The 15,553-nt window shown below is 60.8% G+C and carries 16 protein-coding genes and 2 pseudogenes; 6 read left to right on the top strand and 12 right to left on the bottom strand.

The annotated features are described in order from the left end of the window. Positions 1–942: 942 nt before the first annotated feature. Positions 943–1,425, bottom strand: coding sequence for a MarR family winged helix-turn-helix transcriptional regulator (locus tag BSG20_RS03310; protein WP_072371758.1), 483 nt, complete (start codon positions 1,423–1,425; stop codon positions 943–945). 99 nt (positions 1,426–1,524) lie between these two features. Here BSG20_RS03310 and BSG20_RS03305 point away from each other — a divergent pair, with 99 nt between their 5' ends. Then, a complete protein-coding gene (locus BSG20_RS03305; protein ID WP_072372000.1) occupies positions 1,525–2,433 on the top strand; it encodes an EamA family transporter in 909 nt (302 codons plus the stop codon). Here BSG20_RS03305 and BSG20_RS03300 read toward each other — a convergent pair. Both BSG20_RS03300 and BSG20_RS03295 read right to left on the bottom strand, forming a co-directional pair. Then, positions 2,381–3,634: an aminopeptidase gene (locus BSG20_RS03300; RefSeq protein WP_072371755.1), complete on the bottom strand. Its 1,254-nt coding sequence runs from the start codon at positions 3,632–3,634 to the stop codon at positions 2,381–2,383. The two genes, BSG20_RS03305 and BSG20_RS03300, sit on opposite strands and share 53 nt — an antisense overlap. A 109-nt stretch (positions 3,635–3,743) precedes the next feature. Next, positions 3,744–4,469: a glutathione S-transferase family protein gene (locus BSG20_RS03295; protein ID WP_072371752.1), complete on the bottom strand. Its 726-nt coding sequence runs from the start codon at positions 4,467–4,469 to the stop codon at positions 3,744–3,746. A 19-nt stretch (positions 4,470–4,488) separates the two neighbouring features. On the opposite strand from BSG20_RS03295, the gene BSG20_RS03290 reads away from it, so the two are divergent. Continuing rightward, positions 4,489–4,995 carry a MarR family winged helix-turn-helix transcriptional regulator gene (locus BSG20_RS03290; protein ID WP_072371749.1) on the top strand — a complete coding sequence of 169 codons (507 nt, stop codon included), beginning with the start codon at positions 4,489–4,491 and terminating at the stop codon, positions 4,993–4,995. Positions 4,996–4,997: 2 nt separating this feature from the next. On the opposite strand, the gene ybaK is transcribed toward BSG20_RS03290, so the two are convergent. Genes ybaK through BSG20_RS03275 form a run of 3 tightly spaced genes read right to left on the bottom strand, consistent with a single transcriptional unit; the run spans position 4,998 to position 6,881 of the window. Continuing rightward, on the bottom strand, positions 4,998–5,471 hold the full coding sequence (gene ybaK / locus BSG20_RS03285; protein ID WP_072371744.1) for a Cys-tRNA(Pro) deacylase: 474 nt from the start codon (positions 5,469–5,471) through the stop codon (positions 4,998–5,000). Positions 5,472–5,474: 3 nt separating this feature from the next. Then, positions 5,475–5,825 (bottom strand): ArsC family reductase, encoded by a 351-nt coding sequence (locus BSG20_RS03280; RefSeq protein ID WP_072371742.1) that lies wholly within the window; start codon positions 5,823–5,825, stop codon positions 5,475–5,477. Further along, entirely contained in the window at positions 5,826–6,881 is a 1,056-nt protein-coding gene (locus BSG20_RS03275) for a M14 family zinc carboxypeptidase (protein WP_072371739.1), read from the bottom strand. It abuts the gene before it with no gap. Positions 6,882–7,306: 425 nt separating this feature from the next. Here BSG20_RS03275 and BSG20_RS03270 point away from each other — a divergent pair, with 425 nt between their 5' ends. Continuing rightward, positions 7,307–7,870: a methylated-DNA--[protein]-cysteine S-methyltransferase gene (locus BSG20_RS03270; protein ID WP_072371736.1), complete on the top strand. Its 564-nt coding sequence runs from the start codon at positions 7,307–7,309 to the stop codon at positions 7,868–7,870. A 393-nt stretch (positions 7,871–8,263) separates the two neighbouring features. Here BSG20_RS03270 and BSG20_RS03260 read toward each other — a convergent pair. Next, positions 8,264–8,638, bottom strand: a pseudogene (locus tag BSG20_RS03260) (HipA domain-containing protein); the annotation flags it as partial. Between BSG20_RS03260 and BSG20_RS03255 the strand changes: the two are divergent. Then, positions 8,638–9,114 (top strand): annotated as a pseudogene (locus BSG20_RS03255) (NADPH-dependent F420 reductase); the annotation flags it as partial. The pseudogenes BSG20_RS03260 and BSG20_RS03255 overlap by 1 nt on opposite strands. 149 nt (positions 9,115–9,263) lie before the next feature. Here the strand turns inward: BSG20_RS03255 and guaA are convergent. The 3 genes from guaA to BSG20_RS03240 form a co-directional block, all read right to left on the bottom strand. Further along, positions 9,264–10,826 (bottom strand): glutamine-hydrolyzing GMP synthase, encoded by a 1,563-nt coding sequence (guaA, locus tag BSG20_RS03250; protein ID WP_072371730.1) that lies wholly within the window; start codon positions 10,824–10,826, stop codon positions 9,264–9,266. 93 nt (positions 10,827–10,919) lie between these two features. Next, on the bottom strand, positions 10,920–11,558 hold the full coding sequence (locus BSG20_RS03245; protein WP_072371727.1) for a 5'-methylthioadenosine/S-adenosylhomocysteine nucleosidase: 639 nt from the start codon (positions 11,556–11,558) through the stop codon (positions 10,920–10,922). Beyond that, complete coding sequence (locus BSG20_RS03240; RefSeq protein ID WP_072371724.1) at positions 11,555–12,004, bottom strand: PaaI family thioesterase; 450 nt, start codon at positions 12,002–12,004, stop codon at positions 11,555–11,557. The genes BSG20_RS03245 and BSG20_RS03240 overlap by 4 nt, the downstream gene beginning before the upstream one ends. Positions 12,005–12,252: 248 nt before the next feature. Here BSG20_RS03240 and BSG20_RS03235 point away from each other — a divergent pair, with 248 nt between their 5' ends. Together BSG20_RS03235 and BSG20_RS03230 are read left to right on the top strand one after the other, a co-directional pair. Further along, on the top strand, positions 12,253–13,296 hold the full coding sequence (locus BSG20_RS03235) for a glycoside hydrolase family 25 protein (RefSeq protein ID WP_072371721.1): 1,044 nt from the start codon (positions 12,253–12,255) through the stop codon (positions 13,294–13,296). 44 nt (positions 13,297–13,340) lie between these two features. Then, positions 13,341–13,916, top strand: coding sequence for a dienelactone hydrolase family protein (locus BSG20_RS03230; RefSeq protein ID WP_072371718.1), 576 nt, complete (start codon positions 13,341–13,343; stop codon positions 13,914–13,916). 33 nt (positions 13,917–13,949) lie between these two features. Here BSG20_RS03230 and BSG20_RS03225 read toward each other — a convergent pair whose 3' ends face one another. Together BSG20_RS03225 and BSG20_RS03220 are read right to left on the bottom strand one after the other, a co-directional pair. Then, entirely contained in the window at positions 13,950–14,402 is a 453-nt protein-coding gene (locus BSG20_RS03225) for a TspO/MBR family protein (protein ID WP_072371715.1), read from the bottom strand. 61 nt (positions 14,403–14,463) lie between these two features. Further along, positions 14,464–15,552 (bottom strand): DUF1513 domain-containing protein, encoded by a 1,089-nt coding sequence (locus tag BSG20_RS03220; protein ID WP_072371712.1) that lies wholly within the window; start codon positions 15,550–15,552, stop codon positions 14,464–14,466. Between the last annotated feature and the right edge of the window lies 1 nt (position 15,553).

Raw genomic sequence — 15,553 nt, 5'->3', positions numbered from 1 at the left:
GTCACTCGACCCTTAAAAATGGGAGGGCGTGACATGAGGCTTGTCTCGTTCAATGTCGAAAGCCCGCAAAGGCAATCAATCTGGAAACCTGGACGGACAGTCGGGCTTGCTCGAGCGCTGTGCCGAACTGGAGAAATTGCTGCGTCAGGTGAGCTATAGCGAAGCCGACAAGGCGCGCGCATGGCGATGCTGATCATCGACCAGGCGTGGAGAAGAGCGATACGCCCCGTCCTTGCCGCTTTCAACAGGCAGGTGTTGCCAGCCGTGGGCGGTGCTCCTTCGACCAAGTCGTGGTCATCGACGGCAATGATGGGCGTGGGATCGATGTCGGGGTGATGACCCAAAGAGCTTCTTGCTCGATGTCATGCGCAGCCACGTCGATGATCGGGATGCGGCCGGCGATCCGATTTTCTCGCGCGATTGCCCTGAATACTACGTGACGACCTCAGCAGGAGCGACGCTGCTCGTCATGGTCAACCATTTTAAGAGCAAAGGCTTCGGCAGCGCCCAGTCCTCGGATGCGCGAGACATCGCCGACAAGCGCATCGCCGAAGGGCTGGAGTATATCGCGCTGATCGGCGACTTGAACGACGCGCCCGACAGCGCGCCCCTGGCGCCGCTGAAGGGAAGCACCCTTCGGGATGCTTTTTGCTCATCCGGATTTCGACGACGGAGACTTTCCCGGCACCTTCGGTCTCGGCAATGCTGGAAACAGGATAGACGACCTGTTTCTGTCGCTGAAGCTTTTTCAGAAAACCGAGCGTGGCGGTGCCTTCGGCAAGAGAGCCTGGCCCCGGAGCCGTCCGAAAGCGCTGGGACACTTATCCGCACCTGAAACACGCGGCATCGGACCATGCTGCAATCTGGGTCGACCTGGACATCTAACGAGGCGTCGCGCAGCCCGAACCATCGGGCGGCGTGCGCGTGGGACATATGCTTCAGCTATTCGAAGGTCGCCAGAAACTTGCGCAGCAGCGTGTCGAGTTCGGCCTTTTCCTCGGCGCTGAAGGCCTGCATCAAACGTTGCTGATTGGCCACGTGGGCGCCGGCGGCGCCTTCCACCGCAACAAGCCCGACCTCGGTCAGGGCGATGAGCACACTTCGCCGATCGTCAGGATTGAGAACGCGTTCGACCAGGCCCGCCTTCTCCAACTGGTCGATCCGGTTCGTCATCGTACCGGAACTGACCATCGTCATCGACAGCAGATCGCCTGGCGAGAGCCGATAGGGCGCGCCCGAGCGTCTGAGGGTCGCAAGCACGTCGAAGGCGGAGGAGGAAAGCCCGTGCCGCTGCAACACCTGCTCGACCTCGCGGGCGAGATGCGTCGTCAGCCGATTCAACCGGCCCATGATGCCCATCGCCTCTGTGTCGAGGTCGGGACGCTCCTTGCGCCATTGCGCAAGTATCTTGTCAACGCGATCCATCCGGCAGCCCGTTCTCCTGAGGAACTGTTATCATCGTGTATCTTGACGTCAAGATAAATGATGATAAGCTCTATTTATCTTGATATAGAGATTCTTGAGATGAAGAAATATTCAACGCCTTTGTCCGATGTGCTGATCACCGCGTTAGCTCCGACGATCTGGGGCAGCACATATTTCGTGACCACATCCTTTCTTCCGCACGGATACCCGCTGACGGTGGCTTTCCTGCGCGCTTTGCCGGCCGGGCTGCTGCTACTTGCGATCGTGCGGAAACTGCCGCAGGGCGTCTGGTGGTTCCGCGCCTTCGTGCTTGGCGGCCTCAATTTCTCGTTCTTCTGGGCGATGTTGTTTGTGTCGGCCTATCGGTTGCCGGGCGGCGTCGCCGCGACCGTTGGCGCCATTCAACCGCTCATCGTCATCCTGCTGTCGCGCCTCTTCCTCGCCAGGCCGATCCAGGCTCTTGCCGTTAGTGCTGGGCTCGTTGGGATGATGGGTGTCGCGCTATTGGTCCTCACGCCGAATGCGGCGCTGGATCCGATTGGCGTTGCTGCCGGTCTCGCCGGCGCGGTCTCGATGGCCTTCGGCACGGTGCTGACGAGGCGTTGGGTGACGCCCGTTTCGAACCTTGCTTTTACTGCATGGCAGCTGACGGCAGGCGGTATCCTGCTCGCGCCCGTCGTATTTCTCTTCGAACCCGCATTCCCGCCGCCAACTGCGGCGAATATCCTCGGCATAGCCTATCTCGGCCTGATCGGCGCGGCGTTTACCTATCTGCTGTGGTTCCGGGGGCTCGCGCGCATCGAGCCCTCCGCTGCGGCCTCACTGGGTTTCCTAAGCCCGGTCACCGCCACCCTTCTTGGTTGGCTGGGTCTCGGACAAAGCCTGACGCCCGCGCAGCTTTTCGGCTTTGCAATGGTGCTCGCAAGCGTCTGGCTCGCTCAGCGTACGATGTCCGTCAGGCCCATTCGCCCTGACGCATCACCGGAGCGCGCGAGCCGTCCGGCTTAATGCCGTCGATATCGACTTGGCCCGAGCCGATCATCCAGTCGATGTGGATCAGGCTCGAATTGCCTCCTTGAGCCTTGATCTGTTCCTGCGTCAGGCTGGCGCCATCGATGAAGCACTTCGAGTAGCACTGGCCGAGCGCGATGTGGCACGAGGCGTTTTCGTCGAACAGCGTGTTGTAGAAGAGAATGCCGCTGGCCGAGATCGGCGACGAATGCGGCACCAGTGCCACCTCGCCGAGCCGGCGCGCACCTTCGTCGGTGTCCAGCACCTTGCTCAGCACCTCCTCGCCGCGCGAGGCTTTCGCCTCGACGATCCGGCCGCCTTCAAAGCGGACCTGGATATTGTCGATCAGCGTGCCCTGATGCGACAACGGCTTGGTGCTCGAGACGTGGCCCTCGACGCGCAGCGCATGCGGCGTCGTGAAGACTTCCTCGGTCGGGATATTCGGATTGCAGGTAATGCCGTTCTTGGCAACAGACGCGCCGCCATGCCACTCGTGACCGTCAGCGAGGCCGACCGTCAAATCGGTGCCGGGACCTCTGAAATGCAGCGAGGCGAAGCGTTCACCATTTAGCCAGCTTGAGCGTTTGGCAAGGTTGGCGTTGTGCTCGGCCCAGGCGGCGATCGGGTCTTCGACGTCGACGCGCGATGCGGCGAAGATCGCCTTGGCGAGCTTGGCGACCGCAATCGCCTCCGGATCGTCGGGAAAGACGAGCGCTGCCCAGGACGGGTTGGGATAGGATACGATGTTCCAGTTGATGTCGAAATTCGAAATCTTTTCCAGCGCCGGCTTGTAGGCGGCAGAGTTCGCCCGGTTGGCACGGCCCACCTTGGCGGGATCCTGCTCGGACAGCAGCATCGGGTTGTCGCCGGAAACGGCAAGCCGGGCGGCACCCTTCGCATAGGCCTTCGCCATACCATCGTAAAGCCAGTCGGAGGCGCGGTCGAAGCTCTGGTCGTTGCCGTACCGATATCGTGAAAGTGTCACATCCTCGTCGGAATAGAATACCGTCACCAGGCCAGCGCCCGCCATATAGGCGTGCGTCGTGATCAGACGCACAAGGGGGAGGGCGACCACAGGAGCGGTGATTATCAGATCCTGACCCGTCTGCAGCTGCAGGCCGACCTTGATGGCCACTTCCGCAAGCTTCTCAAGCTTTGCCGGATCCACGGAGGTCTGGCTTTGGGGCATAAAATTCATGATCGGTCACTCCTCGAACGAAACGGACTGACCGGTAGACTTAGACCCCTTTGCGGCGAAATTGAAGCTCGCTTGTCAGCCGATGGTTGCTCCTTGGCCGCCATCGGTTTTATTGGGACCAGGCCTCCGACGCGCAAGGTTGCTGCAGCAGGGCCGCGTCGTGACGTTTCAGAAAGGCCATCAGCCGGTCAGCGTAATCAGGCGCAACCGCGACCTTGACGCTCGGCCGGTCGGAGAGTGCTGCTCGCCAGGCCTGTACGCGTGATAGGCCGGCGAAAATACAGCTGTTACCGATTGTGTCGAACACGTCGAAGTAGCGGAAAATCGGCGCAAATACGGCATCGACCAGACTGAAGCTGGCGCCCGCGAAATAGGGGCCGCTGTTCAGTTCCGCTTCAATGGTCGCGAATTTCGACGCGATGACTTTCCGCTTGGCCTCGAGCTGCGCCCGATCCTGTGTCGTCTCATAGACCCAGAGATCGGACAGGATCGAAGAGCCGAACTCCATCCAGCCGCGGTGGCGGGCGCGAGTGATGGCATCCGCCGGGTGAAGGCGAGGCCCGTCTTGAGTCTCTTCCAGATATTCGCAAATCACGCTGCTCTCGAAGAGTATCTCTTGGCTGCCGTCGCTGTTGCGAACGCAAAGCAGAGGCACCTTGCCGAGCGGCGAAATCTCGAGAAACCAGTCGGGCTTGTCTGCGAGATCGATGTTGATCCGCTCGAAGCGCACTCCCTTCTCCGCAAGCGCGATCGCGGCGCGCTGTACGTAAGGGCAGAGATGATGGCTGACAAGCAGCAGAACGGAACCGGACGGTTCGGTGTGCAAGGGATCCATGGCGCAGTCTCCATTGTAGATGCAAGTGCATGTAATTGTTCTTGCGTCGCAGTTCAAGATACATGTAAATGCATCTATGCACAAAGAACGAGATAAAGTCAGTCCGTCGGACGCCGCGATCAATGCCTGGATCAGGCTTATGCGTGCGCAGCAACGGCTGCTCGGCCGGATCGAAGCGGATCTCAAGTCAGCCGGATTGCCCTCGCTTGGTTGGTACGATGTGCTGTGGGAATTGGTGCGGTCGCCGCAAGGCAGATTGCGACCGTTCGAGATCGAAGAGCGCACGCTGCTTGCTCAGTACAATCTCTCGCGCCTGATCGATCGCCTTGAGAAAGAGGGCCTGGTCCAGCGCGAAACCTTCGATCAGGATGGGCGCGGGCGGTGGGTGGTTGTCACCGAAAGCGGCCGCGCGCTGCAGAAGCGCATGTGGCAGGTCTATGCCAAGGCCATTGAAGACAATCTCGGTTCGAAGTTGAGCGAGGCCGATGCCGTCGCGCTTGCGTCTCTGCTGGCACGCTTCAGCTGAGTTCAGGCGATGAGAGGTGCGGCCGAGGCCTTCAGCGTCTTCAACGCGTCCTTCGGATCGAGCCGAACCTGCAGCCCGCGCTGTCCGCCATTGATGTAGACCTGCGTTTCGACAAGCGCAGCCTCTTCGATTGCGGTCGGGACGAGCTTCCTCTGCCCGAAAGGGCTGATGCCGCCGACGTGGTAGCCTGTCAGGCGCTCGGCATCGGCGGGCTTCATCATGTTGGCGGACTTGCCGCCGAAGACGTTTGCCAGTTTCTTCATGCTGACCTCGCGATCGGAGGGAACGACAACGCAGACTGCCTTGCCGTCGACCTCCGCCATCAGCGTCTTCAACACGCGATGCGGCTCCTCGCCAAGCGCCTCGGCAGCCTGCAGGCCGACACGCTCTGCATTCGGGTCGTAGTCATAGGTGTGAACCGTAAAGGCAACCCCTGCCTTGCTGAGAACTTGTGTGGCGCGCGTTGTTTTGGACATCGATCAGGCCTCGAAGAAGCTGCCGTAGATCTCGGGCTTGAAGCCGATCAGCAGCCTGCCGTGCGCCTCGATAACGGGACGCTTGATCATTGACGGCTGCGCCAGCATCAACGCGATCGCCTTGCCCTCGTCGAGATTGTCGCGGTCGGCCTCCGGCAGCTTGCGAAAGGTCGTGCCTGCGCGGTTGAGCACGGTCTCCCAGCCTGCGTCCTTCGTCCATGTTTGCAGATGCGCGCGATCGATTCCGACCGCCTTGTAGTCGTGAAACTGGTAGGCGATATCGTGCTCCTCCAGCCAGTTGCGCGCCTTCTTCATCGTGTCGCAGTTCTTGATGCCGTAGATCGTGACGGTCACTTAGTCCTCCAGCGTTCCGGGTTTGCGCATCGCCTTGCTGGCGGTCTTGCAAGCAATCTTCATCAGGTCGGCGCGGCGGCGAACGAGCCGTTCGGAACTGCGCGTAACGATCAGCCCGGCCTGCGGCGCCCGAATCTCGATGCTGCCATCAGCCATACCGGGCCGGGTGATCAACGTGGCAAGAATGTCGCCTTCGACAACCTGCTCGCCGATGTTTCGGTGGAACAGAACCGTACCGGCCTCCGGCGCACGGACCATCTCGATGTTGTCGAGCGGTACCGCTGGTCCTTCGAAGGCGGGCAGTGAAACAGCGGCGTCGATGGCGCCGCGGCTTACCAGAAACTTCCAAAGCCCCTCGGCATCCTTCATCGCCATCCCGGGATAGACATCGCGGCGGCCGCGAAGCTCGACGGTCACAGACAGCTTGCCGGGCAGGCGCGATTGCTTCTCCGGCGTCTCGTACTTCCAGGCAAAACCGACGGCTTCTTCAAACGCCGAACTCTCGCCATCCGATAGAAGAACCGCCTCCATCTCCATTGCCGATGCGAGATCGGCCGCCTCCGGCCAGAAAGCCTCATCGATATAAGCATATTGCAGCGACTCATCATCGCAATGCAGATCGATCACTAGATCGCATCCAAGCGCCATGTGCAGCAACTGGCGTTTCAGTTTGTCGACTGCCGCAAGACGCTCGAGCTTCTCAAGAAGCCCGTCGCGATCCTTCACCGAAATCAGCGGAAATTCCCGATTGAAGTTCGTGCGCGATCCAAGATCGAAGCGGCCCTGAAGTTCGCCGAAATGAGACTGGGCCGCACCGATCGGGTTGGCATGCGGGACGACGATAATGTCGCTCTTGATCTGGCCGGCACTTTCGGACTGGCGCAATCTTTTGCACAGAAAATGCACCAAAGCGGTGCCAGGCAGTTCGTCGGCGTGCAGGGCTGCCTGAATATAAACCTTCGGCGCCGCGGGATCGCTGCCCTTGAAGCGAAGAACGGGAAGCCGCCATTCGATACCCGCCGTGTCGCCCGCAATGATGATTTCGGACGTATTCATATCGCTCTCCCCGTCATGCCGTCGTCGCAGGAGCTTTAAGCGACTCTGATAGCCCTCGGCAAGCCGTTATCCTCGCACTTGCAGCGGCCAACGATCGACATGCTCGTAGCCACGTTTCCCCGGACGATTGCGGAGCAGTGCGAATTCGCGCGCGGCGACGAGCGACGCGAGCGCGCGGGCTGATTTTCGGGGAAGTCGAAGGATGCCTGTCGGCTCTGTTCGTGCATGACCAGCTACTGGGGCATCTGCCCGCCTTCGCTCTCCAGGGAATGCAGGGATCGCAACACCTGATCTTGAAATGAAGAACAGAAAAAGAACATTGGATCATGATTAGCGGCATGGCGTTTGGTGCTGCGCAAGAAACGGGTTGAATTCAGCGCTCGGCAACACGATTTTCAGGGTGATCCAGCATGGAGGCAGTGACGATGAAACAGGCAACGCACCACTATCTGATCTTCGAAACCGCCGCCGGCTTTTGCGGTCTTGCCTGGAGCGATGTCGGCGTCACGCGTTTCCAATTGCCGACCTCGAGCGCCGCGGCGACGGAGCGCCTTCTCCTGCGTCGCATCCCAGGCGCCGAACCCACAGCGCCACCCCTTGCCGTCACCGAGGCAGTGGCGGCGGTAAAGCGCTATTTCCACGGAGAGCCGACGGATTTCTCGGCCATCAAGCTTGACCTCACTGGCCAGGATGCCTTCTTCAAACAGATCTACGATGCAGCGCGGCAGGTCGGTTGGGGTCACACGACCACCTATGGCGCACTCGCAAAGCAACTCGGCGCTGGGCCGGAGGCGGCGCGCGATGTCGGCCAGGCGATGGCGAAAAATCCGGTAGCGTTGATCATCCCTTGCCATCGTGTTCTTGCGGCCGGAAACAAGATCGGCGGCTTTTCCGCACCGGGAGGTTCGTCGTCCAAGCAGAAGATGCTCGAACTCGAGGGCGTCAGCCTGGCGCCGCCGAAACCGGCGCAGCAATCCCTGGATTTATGATAGGTTTTGAGGTCGCATCAGGCGATGCGACCGGTAATCATTCTTTTTTTGAGGTGTCGCCGACTATCAGAGTCTTTTGACCCTTGGGATAGAATTTTTGGCCGGCCATCGCTTCGCCGTTGGCGATAACGAATACCGTCGCGTCACATAGCAGACCCGCTGTGCCACGGCTAACACCCGGATGGGATAGCGCCCTCGGATCTTCGTCCAAAATCATCCCTCACACACCGGACGGCACACTAATCTATCAATATTGATGTGCGAAGCTCTGTTAGAACGCTCTGACCGCTATCCCACGGTTCAGGAATTGATGCTCTGCTCGCGACACCAAAGGCCATTCGACCGATGCTGCTGGCGTTCATTCGGCCATCTCACCAAGTCATTGGGCGCGGCTCACTTCTCGGCGCAGGAGTTCAGTATCGGCGTCATCACCTTCACATGCTCGTCGATCCGCTCGAGCACCCTTGCCGGGATCACATCGCGCTCGGGCAGATGCCACCAGTGCTCATTGACGAGCGCGATCGTCTCGACCACTGCCTTCAGGACGGCCGGCTCCGGAAGCCTTGCACGGTTCGCAAATGCCCTCCATCGCGGTGCTGCCAGCGCCTTGAACGATCGCTCCGCTCCAAGCGAAAGCGCCATGGCGTCGGCGGGAATATAGGGCACCGTGGACAGAACGTCGTAGATCGGAGCAAGGGTCGGCTTGCTGCCGTCGCCGGGATAGATCAGCGACCATTTCTTCAGGTGCATGTCGCCGTTGCCGGTGACGGGCGATTGGACCCACGGTCGTCGCCAAGTCGATGCGGGATGCAGTCGAGGCCGACACGATCATCTTGGCGGTCCCGTTCGGGGAGCATCGCGAGGTTGCGAAGGCCCTGCCGAGCTGGAAAGGCAAGACGATCATCGACGCAATGAATGCGTTAGTTCCCCTTGAGGAGCTGAACGGTCTCCCGTCCTCCGTCTTCGTCGCGAAGGCATTCACCGGCGCCAAGCTCGCGAAAGGTTTCAATCACCTGGTTGCGGCCACCCTGGCTGCCGATCCGATCGTCGAGGGCGGCCACCGGGTCGTCTTTCTGTCGAGCGACGACGAGGACGCGACCGCTCCCGTGGCGGCCTTGGCCAAACAACTCGGGTTCGCACCCGTCAAGCTGGGAAAGCTCGACGAGGGTGGCGCGCTGGTGCACGCACGCGGCCGCACTTGGGGCCGGCTCATCTTCCAGGATTTGTTCAAGAAGGAGCAGTAATCGGCGTATGGGCGCCATTCGAAGAGCGGGGAGACGCCCGACGGAGCGGCAGATCTGCGGGTCGCTTGGAATCTATCGACTACTATCGATAGCCCAGGCTTTGCCCGAGTGTCCTGCGCTATCCGATACTACTCCACGGTACTCCCCCTTCACTCCCACTCGATCGTGCCGGGCGGCTTCGAGGTGACGTCGTAGACGACACGATTGATGCCGCGCACCTCATTGATGATGCGCGTCGCGGCGCGGCCCAGGAATTCCATGTCGTAGTGATAAAAATCCGCGGTCATGCCGTCGACGGAGGTCACGGCACGCAGCGCGCAGACGAATTCGTAGGTGCGCCCGTCGCCCATGACGCCGACGGTCTGCACCGGGAGCAGCACGGCAAACGCCTGCCAGATCGCGTCATAGAGACCGGCCTTACGGATCTCATCGAGATAGATCGCGTCGGCTTCGCGCAGGATCTCCAGCTTCTCGCGGGTAATGCCGCCCGGGCAGCGGATCGCGAGGCCGGGACCCGGGAAGGGGTGGCGGCCAATGAAGCTGTCGGGCAGGCCGAGCTCCTTGCCGAGCACGCGCACCTCGTCCTTGAAGAGTTCGCGCAGCGGCTCGACGAGCTGCATGTTCATGCGCTCGGGAAGACCCCCGACATTGTGGTGCGACTTGATCGTCACCGATGGACCGCCCGTGAAGGAAACGCTTTCGATCACGTCGGGGTAGAGCGTGCCCTGGCCGAGGAATTCGGCGCCGCCGAGCTTCTTGGCCTCTTCCTCGAAGGTCTCGATGAACAGCCGGCCGATGATCTTACGCTTGGTCTCGGGATCGCTGACGCCTTCAAGTTCGCCGATGAACTTGTCGACGGCATCGACGTGAATCAGGTGCAGATTGTAGTGTTCGCGGAACATGGCGACGACGTTGGCCGCCTCGTCCTTGCGCATCAAGCCGTGATCGACGAGCACGCAGGTGAGCTGCTCGCCGACGGCTTCGTGGATGAGGAGCGCCGCAACCGAGCTGTCGACGCCGCCCGAAAGGGCGCAGATGACGCGCTTGTCGCCCACCTGTTCGCGAATCTGCTCGACCGCCTTCTGGCGATAGGCCGACATCGACCAGTCGCCCTTGATGCCGGCGATGTTGTGAATGAAGTTGCCGATCAGCTTGGCGCCGTCGGGCGTGTGCACGACCTCCGGGTGAAACTGCACGCCGTAATACTTGCGCTTCTCGTCGGCAATGAAGGCGTAAGGCGCGTTCGGTGAGGTCGCCACCACCTCGAAGCCTTCAGGCAGTGCCGTGACGCGGTCGCCGTGGCTCATCCAGACCTGATGGCGCGAGCCCTTCGACCACAGGCCCTCGAACAACTGGCTGTCTTCATCGACTTCGAGAAAGGCGCGGCCGAATTCGCGGTGATGGCCGCTCTCGACCTTGCCGCCGAGCTGCATGCACATTGTCTGCTGTCCATAGCAGATGCCGAAGACGGGCAGGCCGCTGTCGAAGATGATCTGCGGTGCGCGGGGCGAGCCTTCGTCCACCGTCGAGGCCGGGCTGCCGGATAGGATCACGGCCTTCGGCTGCAGGCGCTTGAAGCCTTCTTCGGCGGACTGGAAAGGAACGATCTCGCAGTAGACACCGGTTTCGCGCACACGACGTGCGATCAGCTGGGTTACCTGGCTGCCGAAATCGACGATGAGAACGCTATCTGGATGTGCTGTCTGGGTCATGGCGAGCCTTTAATGAAAAGCACCCGGTCTTGCAATGCGCGAAATCCTTCGCTGGAGGATTTTATTGTCCTGATTGTCCCTGTTTTGCAGGGGCTAGAACCAGAATACGCCGTCCTCCAGCGCCGTAAACAGGCTGTCGACGGCATAAGACAGCTTGCGGTCGACGACATGAAGGTATTCCGTCCAGCCGGAAATGTGCTGCAGCTCCTCCACGCCGTCGGAAATCCCGCGCAGGCCGATCAGCGGCAGCTTGTAGGCCTGGCAGGCACGCAATATCGCGAAGGTCTCCATATCGACCATGTCAGCGGCAATTCCGTTGTAGGCCTGCCCGGACACAACGTTGCCACCGGTCGACAGGCTCGCCTCCGGAATACCAGGGATCCTGAGCGGCAGATCGACGATGGCGGGCAAGTCGAGGAACGGCGTGCGCCCCTTCTCGAAGCCGAGCGGCGATGCGTCCATGTCGCGATAGGACACGGAGGTGGCCTGATAGACCTCGGTCTGTTCGAGCTTTGCCGACCCGGCCGAACCGAGCGAGACGACCAGCTGCGGCAACTCGTCGGCCTGCTCCAATTGCGCCAGCGCACGGGTGAGCACGATGGCTGCCTCAACCGGACCGACGCCCGTCATCAGCGGCTCGAAGCGAGAGCGCAGGAACGGGCCGTACTCGGCCTCCGCCGCCATCACGAAGAGAATGGACTTGCCGGCGACCGATTTCAGCTCAAACTTCATCCCGAAATGCCCTCTCTGCCACGGATGATCATCATCGTGCTTGTCATGGAAGCGATCAGCTTTGCCGGTCCGTCGCCGATCGCGTAGCCGCGCCCGTCCGCAACGATGATGTTCGATCCCGGCTTGGTGATCTCGCCCCGAAACAGGAAGCGATCGCCACGCCCCGGTGACAGCAGATTGACCTTGAATTCGATCGTCAGAATGGATGCCTCGGCATCGATGACGCTGTAGGCGGCAAAACCGCAGGCTGAATCGAGGGCAGCGGAGATCACGCCGGCATGCAGGATCCCGTGCTGCTGGGTGAGCTTGACGTCGAATGGCAGTTCGATCTCTACCATTGCCCGCTCGATACGGGTCAATTCGGCCCCGAGGGTATGCAGCGCCGCCTGGCGGACAAAATTCTGGTGGATTCGCTCGTGGAAATCGCCGCTATCGTTGTCAGTCATCGTTTCGCCTTTCTTGCGAGCGCGAAAGTGGCATGGTGCGCCGCGTCAGACAAGCGGTTCCCGGAAATCAGTTGGCGGAATGCTTCCGCGCGATTTGCTGCCGCCCATCGTTTGACAGCACGTGCCAGCGCCGGGCGTAAAGATTGGATTCAGTCTTTTTTGGTAAATCTCTGTTAGCCATTGCTTTTCAATGGGTCCCCGGTGGCAGCGAATCTGCCGTCGACAGTTGTTTTGCGTGCGGGTTCTTAATGCGTCTATCGGCTGCGTCAGCTTTCTTCCTTGCCTGCCTTGCTTTGTCAGGCTGCACATCCAGTTTGGGACCGGACAGCCTCGTTGCAGGAGTGCCGTCGCGCGAGACGACAAGCTCGGTCACGCGCCCAAGCGCCCCCGTACCGGAAACGGCTGTGCCCTCGGCCGATGTGGGTGAGGCCCTGCCGGTCGCCCCGCGACAGGAGGAATTGGCCTGGGCAGGTCCGGTTCCTCAGCCGCAAGCCTTCATGCCGCAGGCAAGCGTGGCCGCAGCCCCGGCACCATCGGAAAGGCCGGTTGCAGCACCAGCGCCGATGGCCCCTGAAATCGATCCGGCGCCGCGCACACGCTCCCAGATCTACGGGCATCGTTTCCGTGACGTCAAACCCATCAACTTCGGATCGTCGTCGCCGCGAAAGCTCGCCGTTCATGGCGTCGACGTTTCGCGCTGGCAGGGTGACATCGACTGGCAGAAGCTGAGGACGCAGGGCGCGAACTTCGTCTACATCAAGGCGACCGATGGCGGCGATCATCTCGATCCGATGTTCCGAAAGAACTGGCGGGATGCCAAGCAGGCCGGAATAAAGCGTGGCGCCTATCACTTCTTCTATTGGTGCCGCACGGCCGGCGAACAGGCCGACTGGTTCATCCGCAACGTTCCCAGAGAAGCCGGCGCTCTGCCGCCAGTCATCGACGTCGAATGGAACGGCGAGTCCAGCTGCAAGCGACGGATCTCTCCCGAGAGGGTTCGCGAGAAGATGCAGGTCTTCATGGACAAGCTGGAGAAGCACTACGGGCAGCGGCCGATTATTTACACCGCACCGGACTTCTACCGTGATAACCTCAAGGGCGCGTTCCTGAATTATCCCTTCTGGCTGCGCTCGGTTGCAGCACATCCTTCGAAAGTTTATCCCGGACGCCGGTGGGTATTCTGGCAGTATTCGGGCTCCGGCATCTCGCATGGCGTCGATGGCCGGATCGACCTGAATGTCTTCCACGGCAGCGAGGATGACTGGCACGACTGGGTCAGCAGCGCCGGCTGAGACGCTGCCGGTGCGGCTTACTTGAAACAATCGGGAGGCTAGCGATGGCGGAAGTCGTGCTTTTTCATCATGCACAGGGTTTGACGCAAGGTGTCGTTGCCCTTGCCGCAGACCTGCGAGCCGGCGGACACGTCGTTCATACGCCCGACCTTTTTGCCGGTCGGACGTTCGACACCTTGGCGCAGGGTGTGCAGCATGCTCAGGAGATCGGCTTCGGGGAAATTGTCCAACGAGGAGCACGCGCAGTGGATGGGCTTATGACCGAGCTCGTCTATGTCGGTCTTTCCCTGGGTGTGCTGCCGGCGCAGTATCTGGCCCAAACGCGTTCCGGCGCGCGAGGCGCGATTTTTCTTCACGCCTGCTTGCCACGTTCGGAATTCGGTTCGGGCTGGCCGGAGGGGCTGCCGGCGCAGATTCATGCGATGGATGCCGACCCATTCTTCGTCGGAGACGGTGATATTGAGTCAGCTCAGGCGCTCGTTGACGAATCGGCTGACGTCAGGCTTTTCCTCTATCCGGGGGACTCGCATCTCTTTTCTGACCGGTCGCTCGCGGCCTACGATCCAGCCGCCGCCGCCGTTCTCGAACGACGGTTGCTCGACTTTCTCGCCGATCAATAGCGGTTCAACCGCGTCGCGTTGGCAGGCTATGCTTCAGTTCAGATAGACGATCGAGGCGTTGAGCAGCGTCGCGAAACCGACCCAGACGGCATAGGGAACGAAGAGCAGCGCGGAAATGCGGTCCGAGTTCCAGCGGTTTACGGCAAAGGCAAGGGTCAGCCCCAGCAACAGGACGATGACGACCAGCGACGCCGACAGCATCCGCAAGCCGAAGAAGAACGGCGACCACAGAAAATTGAGCACCATCTGCCAGGCCCAGATGAGCATGCCGATGGAAAGATGCCCGCGCAGCCACGTCCGCGCCCCGGCAATACCAATCAGCACGTAGAGAGCGAACCAGACGGGCGCGAAGATCCAGTCAGGTGGATTGAATGCCGGTTTGGCAAGAGATTGATACCATTCCCCAGGCAGATTATTGACGCCGATAGCCAGACCCCCGCCTAGCGCGATGGCGACGAAGACGACGTAGGTAAGGGCTTTGCTCATCCGGCGGAGATAGTGCAGCCATACCCTCCAACCAGATCGCTAGCGATCTTTTGCGCACAATTCAGACGGCCGCAATGCGCACGATGTGCTGGTCCCAGGCAACATCGCTCTTCGTTGATAAGAATCCGCCTTCATAGGACGACACGGCGAAGCCGTCCTTGGCCGCTGCAATTCCTGCCGCATCAGGCACGACGTCCTCACGAAGCACCCGGCCGCTCTTCGCATCGATCGTCACCGAGGCTCCGCGTTTGGGTGAGGTGACGCCGACCAGCCCTTGTGCTCGATTGATTGCGATCGCACCGACATAGTTGGCAAGCCGGCGTGTCGTCTCTTCCGGCAGTTCGACGAAGCGCAGGTCTTCTCCTTTCGCAAAGGAGCCGACGAGCGGCGGCAGGTCGTTGCGGTGTCCTTCATATTGGCAGGCAAACCAGATGCGGCCGTTCGCATCGACATCGACGTGTCGGGTAGAGAGTTGCGCCCACTGCGATGGCAGAGAGTGTTTCTCGATCAGTATCCCCGTTGCAGCATCGATCAGCGTTACAGACGGCTGCATGCTGGAGAGGTTGAGCTTCCTGCGGCCGAAATCCGGATGCGTTTCGATCCCGCCATTGGCAACGATCAGCATTCGCCCGTCGTCGGATACCGTCATGTCATGCGGACCGACGCCGTAGGTCTCGAACTCGCCGATGCGCTCAAAACGGCTGGTCGCATCGTAAAGGCCGATCACGCCGCGATTGGTGTCGAAGGCGTTCTCGCTGGCATAGAGCAGCCGGCCATCAGGCGAGAAGGCGCCATGGCCATAGAAGTGACGACCTTCGGCGGCCGTTATGATGATCGGTTCCTTTTTGCCGCGAGGGTTGAAGATCATCGCATAGGTGCCGGGACGACGGGCAAACGCGACAGTCATTCCCGTCACTTGGCTGCAGGCCATGCCATGGGCGCGCGCCGGAAGCGTGACTTGGTCAACAATTTCACCGCGCTCAGAGACCGTGGCAACGGCGTAGGATCCGTTTGCCGTCCGCATGCCCGATGCATAGACCGCGTCCGCACGGTCCAGTGCCATGAGCGCTCGCGGCTGGAGCGGGGCCAGGAATGTCAGTCCGGCAGCCTTGACGAAACTGCGCCGGTCGATCGCCGAACTGTTCCACATG

This window comes from Rhizobium tibeticum, from assembly GCF_900110205.1.
GTDB classification, from domain to species: Bacteria; Pseudomonadota; Alphaproteobacteria; order Rhizobiales; family Rhizobiaceae; genus Rhizobium; species Rhizobium tibeticum.
Note: the sequence above shows the minus strand (reverse complement) of the source record. Positions and strands in the feature narration are given on the sequence as shown.